The following is a 16,456-nucleotide window of genomic DNA, read 5'->3' on the forward strand; positions in this document are numbered from 1 at the left end:
CCAAGCGTAGCTGCTCAATGCTATAAGCGTTCTAAAACCTCCGTCGAACTGGAGATTTCCTATACTAAAAGATACAACAAATAGCAAAGAACTGCTGATAATTTATCTTTTGCAGTAAACTTAGACAAAAAACTGCACCTCCAACTGTTAGATGTGTCTAATACTTGGGGTGCAGTTCACTTTGTACAGGCAGGTTTAAAATGATCATATCTTGACATTGTTAAGTTTGATAACTAGTTAAGAGTAACTAAGTGATTCAGTAAACCAACGAGCATGCCTAACAATATTATGACTGGGACAATAACGAGCTTATGTTTGCTGTACTTTCTTACATTAAAGAATGCGATGACATTCAGTACTATTTAAAGGAGGATTAATGAAATCATTATCACATCCTTATAGTCCTGATTTATAACTTATTACTGCATCTCCTAAAGATAACGCGATTCCGACAACAGTAGAAACACCGGCAGTTACTGGTGCGGCTGCTACACCAGCAACAACAGATGCTACCCTAGTTGCAACCGCGCCTCAGCTGCTCTTTGTTTACTTCATAAATTTTAAATTTCTCCAATCTTGATGAAATTGCTGATGCTTCCCAAGTTGTCTTAGTGTCTTCACCATCTGAGAGGTTCCACAACATCTGACTTTCAAGCTCACAATTTCTGAAAGTTCCTTACTTTGCTCTTATTTCTTCTCTTTTCCTCATGCTGTAAAATTAAATAATTGGGATAGCTTTATTTTGATATGGGTTTACTTCTATCAATTCAGCGTGAATCTGTATCGAAATTTGATCTTCTCTTTCCATTAGTAGATCGAGGATAAATATGAACTTCATAAATGTATCCTCGTAGTTAATTATACCTTCACGATCATTTTCCCAATAATCTAGTAGTAATTTTGAAGTTTGCTCTGCCAAAGTATCAATCTCAAGTATTTGTTTATGATTATGCACACAATGATACAACCACCCCACTTTATCTTGTGAAGGTGCATATCTGCCCAGTGTTTCTAAAAAAGTAAGCATCCCCTGATAACAAGAAACTTTTCCTCCTACAACTTGACTCCATCTATTGATAAAGTTACTAAGTGATGTCTGTTGGTTCCAATGAATGATCGCAGTTAAGTTCGGCTCCTTTCGTTGATTAAGTACATTAGGTGGTACAGCTGGTCTTATGAGAATCATAAGATTATAAATATCAGTGTCTATATCCTGTATGTCAAAAAGTTTATCGCATAAAGGTAGCCAATTTCTGAAATACATGGCGGTCAATTCCCTTTCATCCATTTCAAGCGCTACACTCACCATTCTATCCATGACACTTTTAATTAATTGAGGATATCCGATGCCATAATAGAACCAGGTACTATATAATATTGAATTTGTCAGATTAGGTTGTCCAATAAAGAATTCTGCTATTTTGTGAAACAATTGTATTGTCCAATTTTGACTCTCTGACAAGTAAAAATTGGATTCACCTTCTGGACTATTTGATAGCCTATAAAGAAAGCATTCCTTCAGAAAATTGTCAAGATCGTTCAGATCCGCTATATGCGGAATATCCTTGTATGAAGGAAGTCCAAACACGATTGGATACAAATAACCTGGAGTCACATAACATTTAGAAATTTTAGATTTATACAGTTTGCTATATGCATTTCGAGTATGTAACCAGTTATTGAGTGTTTTCCAAGGATACCTAAGAGGTTTGATTTCTATTGCTTTTGATAAAGCTAAATCTATACACTGCCAAATCAGATAAGGATTTCGCCTCCACAAACATCCCATTGCACGAAAAACATTTTCTCGAATCTGAATATTAGGGTGCTTGATGAGCTCCTTTAAGCAAGAAACAGACTCTTCCTTACCCGGATTAATGAGGACTAGTATTGGCAATGATACTGCAGAAGCAAGCTTATACCCATGATCCTTTATATTAGTCAAGTTTTTAATGTTTTTCCATCGCTCCATATCATCAGGTCTTTTACTTGCAATGATAATTTGCTTTGAGCACCACTTTTGCAATTCGTGATTCTTTACCCATTCCCACCTATATAGAATTAATGCTGCCGCGAACATAGCAAGTGAATCGGCTATCTTCACTTCATTTTCCAAAAAGAATATACCAAAAGGGACGTAATCGATCTTATCCATCTTTTCAATCTTATATGCAAACTCCAGCCCGCTCTCTAAGGTAAATGCCTCATTAATTTGGTTATATTTAAAGAAGTTGATCGTCCATCCCCAAAATCTGTCTAATTGTATATCAAAGCTTTTAGCCTCGTTGTTTGACTGACGCTCTTCAGCTGGCTTTATTAAATCTACAAAGAACATACTGTTTCGAAACCGCACTTCTCTTATATCGTTCCTATACTCTTCCCCTTCCCAAAAGTATGGTATACGTTCTGGAAGACTCTCCACAAGGAGTTTGAGAGTAAAGTCCCGATTTTCTTGTACAAGATAGGTCGCATGAATCGGGGCGCATAAGCTAAATCGGTCATGAATTTCAAGCAAGACTGGATAATGTTGATTTTTCTCAAGATCATTACAAAATACGCCAATTTCTATCCTTTTCCTCATTTCTGCACCTTTAATAAATCGGTGATATTCAAGATGCCAAAAAGAAGAAGATTTATATAGTGGGTACATTGCATCTAAGGAGGGTACGGAAGTTTCGTATAAATCAAAAGCAACCGAAGCGCCAACAGCTAATGTGGCTAATGAGTTAGTTTTCTCAAGTACTAGGTATAGTAGAGCCTTAACTTCTTGACATTTAGCGATTGCCTCATATAAATATTGTTCTAATGCCATGAGGCAACTGGTTACAATTTTACTGTTTCCATAAGAGTACCTGTACCACAAATAAACATCTTCATCCCCCCAGAGCTCTTTTGTAATCCCTTGAAAAGTGAATTCTTGAGGAATTGGTATTTTATTTTGGAGCGATTGCTGTTGTATCCATTCTTCTGTAGCATGATTCACTATACGGAGAATGAGTGTCAATCCATTGACGAAATTCATTCTCAAGAAACCTAAGAACGGTCCTACAAGGTAACTTGGGGTTGCCTCTCCGAATGTTCGAATCCCCCATGAATCAACATCGGGACAATAAGTTCTAGGAATCATTAAATTCCCTATGATTTCAACAGCTTCATCAGCCATATGGAGACATAAACATGTCCATGATTCTTTAAAAATAATATTATGGATATAATTCTTTAGAAATTCAGGAATTTCTGCCTTTAGCAGGGAACGTATCCATGAGGGGGAAACATCAGCTGACCATAGAATGATTTGCGCTACATTACATAGAAACTTCTCATCATATCCCCCATCATCAGTCATTCCATCGTCTCTATTTAGAAGAATTGGGGCAAATAATTGACATAGTTCTACTCTATATAGAGATAATCCTACTGTCTCCTTCATCCAATCCTTGGCTATAAATGAAAATTCGTAAAGAGCTTCTTGGGTTAGATAATTTTGATGTTCAATCAAGACCTTAATAACCTTAATGCGTAAGTGATAAAAGCTCTGATTTAATTTTAATATTGCCAGGATCTGTGCGAGCACATCGATGCGATTTCTAAGGATTAGATCCTTTAAGATATTCACTAATTGAGTCGTTAATAGTGGTGCTGACAATACCGCATGCTGCCAAGCTACCTGCATGTTCCCCATTTGTTTTACTTCTTCTAATATTTGAATCCATTCATCAGATTTCCCACTTACATCCAGGAGTTGGCAACAATACAATGTTAAAGGTCTAATGCCAATACGTTCTTCTACCAAATTCATTAACACTGTAATAAGAATATTACGATTCCGTTCCATATAGGATACAATAGTCCATTCTTCTAACACGTCATGAGAAAATGCAATGGTATGATCCTGAATAATAAGGATTCGATCCTCAATGAGATTATGAAGTATTTCCGTATCCATATCTCCTAGGGCAATAGCTTTCTTAGTAAGCCTTGCTTGAACAACCTGTAATAACACTTGCTCTCTTAAATGTATATACCGTTCCTTACGAACAATTTCCTCCCAGAACCATAAACGAACCCATGTTTCTGTAATTTCATACGTTGGCCGGTTAAAATTCATGTCGGATAAAGTCATTATATCTACGACAGCAGGTCTCCAGATAATATCATGGATTTTGCTCTTATCTCGCAGCGGCTGTAGCCTGGGAAACTCAAACAGAATTTGGTGAATCTCCTCCTCAGTTAGAATTGGAATTTCATGCTTAACAATTTTATCTAGATCTAAGACATGAAGTTTTTGAATAATGGACATAAAATAGTCCACATCCTGCTTTCTGCAGGTAAAAATCAGATTCCAGCAGTCTTCAGCCTTTCCTTCATTCTCTTTGACACTTGTATTGAAATCTTGGACAAGCTTTATTAAATCGATTACTGTGTTCTTCCTTCCGTTACTAACTGCATGCTCAAGTCCATCGATTAATATGAATTTACTTTTTTTCGATTTTGTTGCTTTAAGTAAAGTTTGGAAATTATGTTGAATCTGTATATTACCTAGAAATGAATCTATTCCATTTTCTGTAAATCTTACCACTGAAAACACCCATACCAAATGCTCTTTTTGACATAACCGTTCTCTCACTTGCTTTAAAGCCACGGTCTTTCCTACCATGGGATCACCAGAAATGAATACTATTCCACCTTCGTCAAATGAATCCATAATCGAATTTATGACTTTATCTCTAGATAAACGAAACCTTTTTCCAATGGTATCTTTGATCTGGCTACAAAGAAGCCCTGAATATTCATTGAGCTTTTTTACGTCATTTCTTAAATTACCCTCGATTAAAACACTAGCAGCTTCTATTTTATCTATACAATTAATATTACTGTACTCTGCCTCAGACTCATAATTGATAGTATTCCTATAATCTTGTATAAAAATTCCTAAACTTTCTAGTAAGTGTGATATTCTCGTGATACTTATAGCACCTAACGAAATTGCTTTTCCATTCTCCAAGGACTCCGCCAACAAAACCCCCACCAAGAACCCGTCAACCATTAAGGGTGCACCCGAAAGTCCAGAGAAGTCTTCTATCTTGGAGCTATGGTTCAAATCAACGTCCCAATCAAAAGGTTTGTATACATTTTCCTCTAAGACTCTAGAAATCTTATTTTTAGTCCATTGACCCGTATCCCATTTAACAGTCGGGTAACCAAAGATTTCAAATGAATCATCTGGGTTTACTTTTTTATTACTAAAAGTGAGATAGTCATATCCTAGAAAAGGTTCAGTTAATTCAAGCACTGCAACTGGACTTATTATTGCTGTACTAATTGGTTTGGCATATATTACTTGTGGGCTATCGCTCGATAAATTTAGAAATTCAAGTTGAATTGGGGCATTTTCTTTAATATGGTTTCTAATATTATGTGTAGCTGTAATTGCTTTCCCTGGTGAAATTAAGAAAGCAGTCCCCCGATCCTTATCGTTACCTAGACCACACTCTAATCTTGCAACTGATCTTTCAATTCTGCTTATCGAATGCACCATCTTAGTCAACCTCTCGTAATTCAATCATTACCGGGGAACCTTCCTGTCGAGGAAACTCAAAACTATAGTTATACTTATCCATTAGCTCACTATTTTGGAACCTTTTAGCATTGTCCGTATAGTAATTAAAAATAACCTTTTTGGTATATGTAGAGGGTCTACATAGTAACTTTGATAGAGTGACTAAATCTGGATGATTGTGTTTCTTACCATCGGTTGAAATTAAATACTGAAAGGAATCTATTAAGCTCAATAACCGATCATTTGTATTCTTCTTACTACCGTGATGAGAAATCTTTACTAAATCAAATCTTAACTCGTAATGTTCCTCCTTTAATTTTTCAAGATGATCAGCAACAATTTCTGGATGAGAGTCTCCTAGAAAAAGCAACTTTCTACCTGCATATTCTAAAATAAATGCAATAGATGAACCATTTGTCGGTGACGTGTCCAATATTTCATCTTCATTTATTAGTTCTTCTATTCTTATTGCATTTTTTGCTATTGGTTGATTTTGATTTAAATCGTTCGATTCATTTTGCATAAACATAGAAAATTCAAAAGCATCTTCAAAAAGAACATCGTCACTTATTTTAAAACCAAACTTTTTTTTATTCAGTTCTTTTTCCCAAACCTTTGATAGTCTCATTAACTTTTGAGTATCAGGAGACAGCAATCTTATCTTGAATCCCTCAAACTTAACCGTTCGCAAATAGTCATAATTAATTGCATTACCATTAAAAGATGAATTCCAAGAGTACCCACCGGCTTTTAGTAAAGCTGCCAAAGTAGACCCCTGTCTTGCACTAATCTCATTGTTTTCACATTTATAGTTAACACATCGCTTATTTTTTGCAGCAGCAATGATACCTTTTAAAATCGTTTTTTCAATAACTCCTGTGTTATCTACTTTTGAAAAATGAAGATGTCTAAAGCTATTATGCCATACTTCATTAATTCTAAGCCTTTTTTGCTTATCTAAATGAAGCTGATCCTTCAGAACTTCAATAACACCTTCTATATGGTCTTGGTCAATATGAGTTACTACTAGGAGTGAAATTTCCTCATGCCTATCTGCCATTATTTTTAATCGTTCTTTAAGTTGATTATGATAGGTCTCGAAAACCCCACCATCGATAAGAATATGCTTCTTATGATCATTATCAATTAAAGTTATGATCAAGCAATCACCATGTGAAGCAGGTAATAATTCTATGAGTATCTTTTTCAGTATTAATCAACTCCATATGCTTCTTTTCAGGCTGATTAACTATTCAATAATGTTAGTCACTTAATCTTTGCACTTCGACATCATTCTGGAAATCCCTTCAATTTACAACAAAACAACTAAAGTGTGACTAGATTTTAAAAGGCTTTAGTCTAAGGAACTAAGTCTTTAATACTAACGATTATGTATGTGGAGTAAGAGGAGTGTACTCTGACACTTTTTGTAGTTACCTTCGAATATTTCTCCCAAAGCAGAGATGTATATGCATGTTAATCGGAATTGGGCAATTCTCTTAAGTTGAATCTCAGGGGCAAAACGTGAGTGTAGAAAATTTACACATGAGTTCAAGCAACGAATGGCACATTTTTATTAGAATGGGAAAACACCTGCTGACATCTCTATTGAGAATGACCTAAGTACAACCGCATTTATATTCACGAAATGAACTCTTTTGTATAGGCATGTTTTTGTTCAATCTGAAGAGACTCCACCCAAACAAGCAACTCTCTTCTAGACTGCCATATGTATTGCTCTCGCCACATGCGATTTTACTTCCTGTTTTTTGAAAAGAATCCGTATTGGTCAGTAGACTCCATATACTCATTAGTAAATATTTTATTATTGACCATCTATCAAGCATATGTTAATATTTAAACATTAATGGGGCCATAGCTCAGCTGGGAGAGTGCTTGACTGGCAGTCAAGAGGTCAGGGGTTCGATCCCCCTTGGCTCCACCATAATATAGAACGCACAAGTCACTTGTATAAAGTGACTTTTTTTGTTTTACAAACTCGATAAAACCCAACAAAAAAAGCCAACCGATCCACCCGGTTGGCTTTCCTCTTTTTCCCTATCACTCCACTATCTCACCGTCACCACAATCGGTGTCTTCTTCCCACCATATTGCACATAAATCGTCGCTTTACCCGACCCTGTGGCCTTGATCACGCCGTCTTTCACATCGGCTACCAACAGGCGAGTAGTGGTCCAGAGAGCTGGCTTGGAGACATTTTGCTCGGAGCCATCCATGTACGTCGCGATGGCGCTCACTTGCTTTGTTTCACCTTTGTTCATCACGAGCTGAACGACATCTGTCTTCAAGTATTTCAACATATCAACATCGACTGGGATGGACACGCTCTTGTCGTTGTACCTAGCTGTAACTGTCGTTTTGCCGTAAGCACGTCCTGAAACGAGGCCTTTTGTTACGTCAGCTACCTTGTAGTTGCTCGTCTTCCAGTCAGCCAGATTGGTAACATCCATGGTGCGGCCATCGGAGAAGGTAGCTGTCAAGGTTACTTGTACGTTGCTGTTTGACTTCGTAGAAACAAAGCGCTTGTCTGCCTCCAGCTTGCTCACGATTCCGACTTCAACCGGGATGCTGATCGATTTGCCGCCGTATTTCGCGGTGATCGTCGCACGTCCGTTTGAGAGACCTGTTACACGGCCGTTTACCACATCTGCTACTTTCAGCGAGGACGAGGACCATTCTGCATCGTTGGTCACATTGTCCGAATTGCCAGCAGAGTTTGTTGCGCTCAGCTTGATGTCTTTTGATTCATTGACGTTCAAGATCAGCATGCGAGGATCAACAGAGAGGTTCGTCGCTTGGTCTACTTCTACTGCAATCGTAACCGACTTGCCATCGAAGGTACCTGTTACGGTCGTTTTACCTGATCCTGTCGCTGTGATCTTTCCGTTCATTACTTCTGCTACAGCAGCAGAAGCTGTGCTCCATGTCGCTGTATCTGTTACATCCTTGTTCGTTCCATCTGCGTAAGCTGCCGTCAGCTTAACCGTTTCGGACTTGCCATTTGCGAGCACGATCTTTTTCTTGTCTACGGTCAATGTCTGCATGACGCCAACCGATACGGAAATGTTCACTGTGCGTGTTCCGTATGTAGCGGTCACGGTCGCTGAACCTGTGGACACACCAGTGATCAAGCCTTGACGCACGCTTGCTACATTAGGTGCACTCGATGACCAAACGACTTTTTGTGTGACATCTTCAGCAGAGCCTCCGCCTGGATACGCAGCCTTTACCGTTACTTGCTTCGCGCCACCCACGGGGATTGCTACTGTCGTGATATCTGCGGTCAAGTTTTGCGGTACATCTACATCGACAACCAGTGTCGCTGTTTTTCCGCCGTATTTAGCCGTTACATTCGCTGTTCCAGACTTGTACGCGGATACGGTCTTGCCATTTGCAAATACGACATCTGCATTATCCGAAGACCACTCTACTTTTGAAGTGACATCTTCACTTGTACCGTTTGCAAAGGACGCGTTTACAATTACGTCTTTCTTATCCCCGCTTTTCATCGTCAAGAAAGCAGGATTGATATACAAGGAACGGGGGACTTCTACATCTACACGTACCTGAACGGATTTGTTTCCGTATTTCGCAGTAATCACTGCTTCACCTGACTTCACCGCATGGATTTTTCCGTTGCTGTAGTAAGCAACATCCTCGCGATCCGAGGACCATTCGGCCTTATCGTTCACTACTGTGGAACCGCCATTATTGGCATAGGTTGCCTTCAGCTCGATGTCTTCTTCCTTGCCTACATTCATGAAAATGTTTTGCTTGTTGAGTTCCAATTTTTGCGTTGTATCCACATCGACTTTGATCGTCGCTGTTTTTGTTCCATACTTCGCCGTAATGGTTGCTGTACCCGCGCCATAAGCCTTAATCGTACCTTTGAGCGCATCGGCTACAGCGGTATTGTCTGAAGACCATTCAGCCTTGTCGGAGACGTCTTCCGTTACACTTCCATCCGGGAAAATGGCTTTGAGCTTGATTTTTTCTTCGCCGTTCAGCAAGAGTGAAACCAGATTTTTGCTAGGCTCCAATCTGTGTGCAATCTCGACGTTTACAGAGATCGTTGTTGACTGGCTGCCGAATTTTGCTGTCACTGTACCAGATCCTGAATTTAGACCTTTGATTGCTCCATTTACTACAGTCGCAATCGCAGGATTATCGATGGACCAATCTGCTTTAGTGGTAACGTCTTCTGTTGTCCCATCGCTGTATACTGCTGTCAGCTTTACATTTTCCGTGCTGCCAATTCTCACGTTCAACGTTTGATCTTCTGTTGTCAGTGCCTTTACCTTTTTGGTTACAGTCACACCCACTACGACAGGCTTACCCATGTAAGTAGCTGTAATGGTAGATTTCCCTACCGATTTGGCTGTGATCTGTCCGGCATAAACAGTAGCGATATTCGCGTCCTGTGTCGTCCATTCTGTCTTGACGGTGACGTCTTCCGTTTTTCCGCTCACATAAATAGCGGTAGCCGTCAGGTTAGTAGAATCTCCATTTTCCAGTGTTACCTCGTTCTTGGACAGAACGAGTCGGCTGATTTCATCGGCAGCCAATCCTACCCCTGCGTTTCCAGTCCCCACTAATAGAAAGACGGCCAGAAACAAGAGCATCGTTTTTTTCCAGAACATTGCTAGCCTCCCTCGCAAGTATGAAATTTGCTGTTCTTCGAAACCATTCCACCATTACTATATCGGCAAAGTGCAAGAAAGAATTTACTAGTTTTTCGTGTCAGGCATATGTCAAACCTTGTAACTAGACCTTATTTCAAACGTCTAAATAGAGAGAGACTACAAGGGAGATTTCGAAGAATGAAAAATCGAACGATAAACGCACAGCGTCCTTACTGGCGCAGGATATGGATCATGTTGGAGCTTGTCATCCTTCTCGGTCTACTATGGTCAGGCTACAACTGGTACCGCATCGAACAGACGATTGAGAAGGCCAACGCACGACACGCAACCGTCGGCATTGTCCTCGGTGCAGCGGTCTGGGGTGAGGGACCTAGTCCTGGTCTGCGCGAGCGTCTGGAGCAGGCGGCGATCCTGTATAAAGAAGGTTATGTATCGAAGCTGTTGGTCACTGGCGGCCTTGGTGAAGGCAAAACGATCACGGAAGCTGCTGTAAGCAGAAATTACTTGGTGGCCAAAGGAATTCCCGAAGAGGACATTTTGCTAGAAAGCAAGTCTACCAGCACATACGAAAACCTGCTGTACGGTCAGCAGGTCTTGGAGGAACATCATATTCAAGACGCCCTGATCATCAGCCACGACTATCATTTGGCCCGTGCCATGATCATGGCTGATTCACTGGGAATTACCGCCTCGCCTGTAGGAACGACGTCACACGTCCTGTTTGGACCATATCATAAGGCGAGAGAAGTACTCGCCCTCACGTACTGGGAGCTCTCTCGCCTCTTTACACAAGTGCTAGGAACGGTGGTTCTCGCGTAAAATTTCATACACATCGACAAAATGGCGGATTCGCTCCATGATGCGAGCCGCTTTTGTTTGTTCGATCCGATTTCCGTTGGAGATAGACATATGCTCTTGCAGTTCATTCAGCGCGTAGTTTGAAGTAAATAGCGTAGGCAAATGGTTGTTTGCCCGCTGATTCAGTATAACCCCCAAAATCTCGTCTCGAACCCATGGCGTCAAGTTCTCCGCGCCGATATCATCGAGGATCAGTACAGGTACTTCTTTCAGCAGCTCCAGCTTCCCTGCGTACGATTGATCCGAGATAGAGTCCTTCATCTCCCGGATAAAGTCTGGCACATAAACCAGCAAGGAAGCCACGTTGCGCTCCGAGAGCTCGCGACCGATTGCTCCCATGATGTAGCTTTTTCCAACACCAAACGGACCGTGCAAATAAAGCCCTTTTACCCGCTCGCCTGTTCCGACTTTTTCACAGAACTGAATCGCGGCATCTACGGTAGCCAAATTCCCGGAGTCAATGACCAAGCCTTCAAAGCTCGCGTTCAAGGTCTCTTCGGAAACGTAATAGCTGCGCATCAGTCGACGGCGGCGAATCTCTTCCTCGTGCGACAGTTGCTTGGAACAGGGCGTCATCGAGCTGATAATATGCTGGTGAGCGAGCTCCAAATGAGTGCTATGCCCCTTGACCAAATTCGGGCATTCGCCAAGACCCGGACAACGCTCACACCAATACTGCTCCTTGACTGCCGTATAGATATTGGAGAGCGAGCGAAGGTAATCGTCCCTGGTCAATGCGGGGTGCTCTTGTTGAAATGCTTTTAAATAGGCTGACGAACGGAACATTTTATCTAACTGCTGGTCTGGTGTCAGCAACTGACGCGGTGTTCGTTTGGCGAGCTCTTGCATAAACTCACTGATAGACTCCACGTTCCCTCACACTCCTTATTTCCGTTTTCGCAAGGTTTCCAGTCTTTTCTGCAAGTCTGGAAAATCCTGAATGGACTGTTTCTTTTCAGCGTCCGATGTGGTTTTCTCCTGCGACAGCTGCCACTCGACAGATGCCGGCAGCTTGTCCTGCAAGATGGCTCTACCGTTGCGTCTGACCGGAGCCGATTCCTTCTTGCTCGTTTTTGCCTTCTCGGCTGTTTGTGCCCGTTGATCCGCACGTTCGAGGATCTGCTTGACTGCCTCGTCCACTGTCGCAATCCGCTTCGCTTTCCAGCTGTCACGAATCGTCTCCATGTACGCTTTTGGCAGCTCCATTTGCATGCTGGCTAGCGTATGGAGCAGCAGCGCATTGACGACATCCGGCTGCATCCCATCCGCAAATACAAGCGTTTCAGCCCGTTCCAAAAACACCTTGCTAATTCTGCCACCGACGACCTTTTCCAACAGGGTCACCGGAGATAACTGGCGACAAGCACGAATAAAGGCTTCGCTGCCAGGTTCAGGCAAGCGACCGGGTCCCCATCCATCCTCTGTCGTGTCAGTTGCAGGCGTAGTCCGGTACAGCTTGTCTTCCGTGTAACGTTGTACCAAACGCTTGCGCAAAACTTCTCCGTCCAAACTACGATCCGATTTGTACAGCGTCCAATCACGCAGCTCCTGCCCCATCCCCCAGCTGTCCAGCTGATAGAAATGGCACAGCGAGAACAACAGCTCCATGTTCTTGCCTTCCAACACTTTGACCGAGTCGGCATTATCCGGCAAGTACAGGCGCAAGGACGATACACTCAGCGAATGGTTGACCTGTGCCTCGTAGCCAGATTTCATCGGCGCTTGCGGGAAGCTAGTGTCCATCTCGGTTAAAAATTGATCCCGCTCCGATCCTTTTTTCACTTCCAGCTCCGATGGTTTCAACGACTGGAACACATCGTGGAAGTCTTTCGTGACGTTTTCCACAATGGAGTATTCTTGATCCAACTGACTGCCAAGCGTGTCTGCATAATACTGGCGCAGTTGCGAATAGCGAACGTTTTCGATTTTGTTTAACAACATCAACGACAGTACATAGTCTGCAAAAAACTCAGCCGGACTAAGCGGCGGTTTGATCAAGTACTCGTAATAATAGTCACGCTGCTGATTTTCCCTGCGGCGCACCTCAACTAGCCCGATTGCCTCCAAACGTTCACGCGCATCCAATAGCCGATCCAGAGAAAGTGAAGTCGTCAGCATCAAACTGCGATGGGTCCCCTCCGAAGAGGCTCCGCTCACCTCCTGCACGCCATGGACGAGCAGTTGGTAGAGAGCGTACGATTCGACACCGATGATCGGCAAGTATAGCTGCGTAACAAAGCCCATTTCGGCAAAGCCAATCGGTCTTGCCATCCGCACCAGATAACGATCCTTCGGCAACAACTCGTTCCAAACTAAACGACGCATCAGATCTTTCCTTCCTGACAAAATTCGATTCTTTTATTATAGCATGACAACCCATTCATTCGCGGAAAAATGAGTTGGAAAACCAAAGAAGCCCTGGCGGATTGGCCGCAAGAGCGAGAAAGAAGTTGCCATTCTGGCAGAAAAAGCTTATCTATTCTTTCGGAAACGAGCTGTTTCGCGCTTGAGCCAATAGCTCCTCCAGCTCTTTCATAAATACATTGATATCTTTGAATTGACGGTATACAGAGGCGAAGCGCACATAGGCGACCTCATCAACATGGTATAAACGCTCCATGACCTTCTCCCCAACATCATTGCTCGGGATCTCTGCTTGCCCGCAGCTGCGCAATTCTTTCTCAATGTCGTTCACTACATTTTCAAGCACTTCCAACGGGACGGGACGCTTTTCGCAAGCACGCACCAACCCGCGCAATATCTTGTCTCGACTGAATTCCTCGCGTGTTCCGTCCTTTTTCACAATTAACAAAGGTGTTTCTTCTACCATTTCAAAGGTAGTAAAACGGCGCTCGCAGGCTTCGCACTCACGGCGGCGACGAATGGATTTATTATGATTGAAAGGACGTGAATCCAGGACTCTAGTCCCATTATATTCGCAAAATGGACAACGCATATCAGAATCAACTCCAATACTGACAATACTTGTCTACAGTGTCCCTCATATTCCTGTCAGAAGTCAAGTCAATCCTTGTACCTATTTAAAGCATAAGTCGAATGGAGTACAATTATAGTACTGTTGGAGGGATAGTCATGCGTTTAGTATCTTTAAAACACCTACAGCCTGGAATGAAATTGGGACGTACGGTCTTCACAGAAGATGGAAAGGTGCTGCTTGGAACCGGTATGCAATTAACGGAACGACTCATTTCCGGATTAGAGCGAACTGGTGTTGATTCGGTGTATATCGATGATCCCCGTACCAATGACATCGTTGTGGAAGAAGTGATTCGCCCACAAACCAGACAAGTAGCTGTGGAAGCCATCGAGAAGACGATCAAACAAATTACAAACTCAAACAAGCTGGCCCGGAAAATTTCCTTAAAAGAAATGGGCCTTCATTTTCAGCGTGCCTTTAGTTCTATCTTGGACGACCTGATGCAAAACAAGCAAATGGTTGGACATTTGACTACGATCTCTTCTCATTCGCCATCCTTATACCATCACTCCGTGAATGTGGCCGTGCTGGCGACTGCTGTCGGCATGTCACTAGGCTACAATCGCACACAGCTCATCAATTTAGGGATAGGGGCCATGCTACATGATATCGGCAAAGTGAGCCTGCCTGAAGAGCTGTTGCTAAAAACAGAGCGTTGGACGGACGAAGAGAAGGAAATCGCCAAACAACACACGATGCTTGGCTTTAATTTGTTGCGAAAGCAGCATGACATCTCGCTTTTGTCAGCCCACGTCTGCCTGCAGCACCATGAACGGCTAAATGGAAGTGGCTATCCACAGGGATTATCCGGCAAGCAAATTCACGAATTCGCGCAAATCGTCGGTCTCTGCGATATTTATGATTCATTGACTTCCCCACGTCCATGGCGCAAGCGGTACATGCCACAGGATGCTGTGGAATACCTGTTTGGGTCTGGCGGTACGTTATTCGAGCACCATCTCGTAAGTGCCTTTATCAAGCACATTGCTATCTTCCCGATTGGAAGCAGCGTCGTTTTGAATACCGGAGAAGTTGGGGTAGTAAGTCGGGTTGATCCGGATTATTCGCATCGCCCTACTGTACGTGTGATAAAAGACGGCCGAGGAAACGACGTCCCTAGCCCTTATGACCTCGATCTCAAAGCGAACATCCGACTGTTTATTATCGGCTTTGAAGATGATGATCTATTTAACGTGAACTCATTAGAAGATCCTCCTACCTCATCGTAAATACGAAGCAACGAAAAACCCCTTTGCTCGAAATATCGGCAAAGGGGTTTTGTATATGCTACTTATTTTACACCAACAGCAGCAGCTTCTTTTGTTGCAGCTTGATTGTGCTGCTCGGATACGTGGCGAACCAAGTCTACGACACGGCAGGAGTAGCCCCACTCATTATCGTACCAAGCAATGACTTTTACTTGATTGTCTCCCATTACCATCGTAGACAGACCGTCGATGATCGAGGAGTGATCATTGCCATTGAAATCGCTGGATACGAGCGGCTCGTCGCAGAACTCGAGGTAGCCTTTCATGCTGCCTTCGCTCGCTTCACGCAGGACGCGGTTTACTTCGTCCAATGTAACTGGCTTCTTCGTGTTGACCACCAAGTCTACTACAGAAACGTTTGGAGTCGGTACGCGCAAGGAAAAACCGTTCAGCTTGCCATTCAATTCTGGCAAAACGATCCCTACTGCACGAGCAGCTCCTGTCGTCGTTGGAATGATGGACTCGCTAGCTGCACGTGCACGACGCAGGTCTTTATGCGGATTGTCGAGATTCACCTGATCGTTTGTGAACGAGTGAATGGTAGTCATGAGACCTTGTTCGATACCGAATGAATCGTTGAGCACTTTTGCCACAGGTGCGAGACAGTTGGTTGTGCAGGAAGCATTGGAGATAATGTGGTGATTGGCGTGGTCGTAGGTGCCTTCGTTTACACCCATTACAATCGTCACGTCTTCTTCTTTCGCTGGTGCTGTAATCACAACTTTTTTCGCACCACTTTGCAGGTGCTTGCCAGCGCCTTCGCGATTGTTGAACTTACCTGTAGCTTCTACAACGATCTCTACTCCGAGGTCACCCCAAGGCAGTTTCAGCGGATCACGGTCAGACAGTACAACTGTTGCTTTTCCATCTACGATAATCTTGTTATCTTGGACTTCCACTTTATTTTGCAGGCGTCCGTGGATCGTGTCATATTTCAACAAATGTGCAAGCGTCTCCGCTGGATAGCTGGCGTTGATTGCAACGATTTCAATGTTGGGGTCCTGGATAGCGCGGCGGAATACCATGCGGCCAATACGTCCGAAACCATTAATACCGATTTTAATTGTCATATATAGAAACCCCTTTCGAATTGAGTTACGCTTATCTG

General features: G+C 42.7%; 9 protein-coding genes and 1 tRNA gene. 3 read left to right on the forward strand and 7 right to left on the reverse strand.

The window, feature by feature from the left end:
- Positions 1–718 precede the first annotated feature (718 nt).
- Together HP401_RS32680 and avs1a are read right to left on the reverse strand one after the other, a co-directional pair.
- Positions 719–5,539, reverse strand: coding sequence for a trypsin-like serine peptidase (locus tag HP401_RS32680; protein WP_173606509.1), 4,821 nt, complete (start codon positions 5,537–5,539; stop codon positions 719–721).
- A gap of 1 nt (position 5,540) precedes the next feature.
- Positions 5,541–6,773: an AVAST type 1 anti-phage system MBL fold metallo-hydrolase Avs1a gene (avs1a, locus tag HP401_RS32685; protein WP_309145149.1), complete on the reverse strand. Its 1,233-nt coding sequence runs from the start codon at positions 6,771–6,773 to the stop codon at positions 5,541–5,543.
- Between the two features lie 656 nt (positions 6,774–7,429).
- On the opposite strand from avs1a, the gene HP401_RS32690 reads away from it, so the two are divergent.
- Positions 7,430–7,505: transfer RNA gene (locus HP401_RS32690), tRNA-Ala, on the forward strand.
- A 124-nt stretch (positions 7,506–7,629) separates the two neighbouring features.
- On the opposite strand, the gene HP401_RS32695 is transcribed toward HP401_RS32690, so the two are convergent.
- Complete coding sequence (locus HP401_RS32695; protein ID WP_173606511.1) at positions 7,630–10,221, reverse strand: Ig-like domain-containing protein; 2,592 nt, start codon at positions 10,219–10,221, stop codon at positions 7,630–7,632.
- Positions 10,222–10,401: 180 nt separating this feature from the next.
- Between HP401_RS32695 and HP401_RS32700 the strand changes: the two genes are divergently transcribed.
- A complete protein-coding gene (locus HP401_RS32700; protein WP_173606512.1) occupies positions 10,402–11,043 on the forward strand; it encodes a YdcF family protein in 642 nt (213 codons plus the stop codon).
- Here the strand turns inward: HP401_RS32700 and dnaI are convergent.
- The 3 genes from dnaI to nrdR form a co-directional block, all read right to left on the reverse strand.
- On the reverse strand, positions 11,020–11,952 hold the full coding sequence (dnaI, locus tag HP401_RS32705) for a primosomal protein DnaI (protein ID WP_012685139.1): 933 nt from the start codon (positions 11,950–11,952) through the stop codon (positions 11,020–11,022). The two genes, HP401_RS32700 and dnaI, sit on opposite strands and share 24 nt — an antisense overlap.
- A gap of 15 nt (positions 11,953–11,967) precedes the next feature.
- Complete coding sequence (locus HP401_RS32710; protein ID WP_173606513.1) at positions 11,968–13,407, reverse strand: replication initiation and membrane attachment family protein; 1,440 nt, start codon at positions 13,405–13,407, stop codon at positions 11,968–11,970.
- A 151-nt stretch (positions 13,408–13,558) separates the two neighbouring features.
- The gene (gene nrdR / locus HP401_RS32715; RefSeq protein ID WP_012685137.1) at positions 13,559–14,038 is read right to left on the reverse strand and encodes a transcriptional regulator NrdR; all 480 of its coding nucleotides are present in this window, start codon (positions 14,036–14,038) and stop codon (positions 13,559–13,561) included.
- Between the two features lie 137 nt (positions 14,039–14,175).
- Here nrdR and HP401_RS32720 point away from each other — a divergent pair, with 137 nt between their 5' ends.
- A complete protein-coding gene (locus tag HP401_RS32720) occupies positions 14,176–15,309 on the forward strand; it encodes an HD-GYP domain-containing protein (protein ID WP_173606514.1) in 1,134 nt (377 codons plus the stop codon).
- Between the two features lie 62 nt (positions 15,310–15,371).
- Here the strand turns inward: HP401_RS32720 and HP401_RS32725 are convergent, their stop codons facing one another.
- Positions 15,372–16,418: a glyceraldehyde-3-phosphate dehydrogenase gene (locus HP401_RS32725; RefSeq protein ID WP_087344730.1), complete on the reverse strand. Its 1,047-nt coding sequence runs from the start codon at positions 16,416–16,418 to the stop codon at positions 15,372–15,374.
- Positions 16,419–16,456 lie beyond the last annotated feature (38 nt).

The organism is Brevibacillus sp. HB2.2, assembly GCF_013284275.1.
Classification (GTDB): Bacteria; Bacillota; Bacilli; order Brevibacillales; family Brevibacillaceae; genus Brevibacillus; species Brevibacillus brevis_D.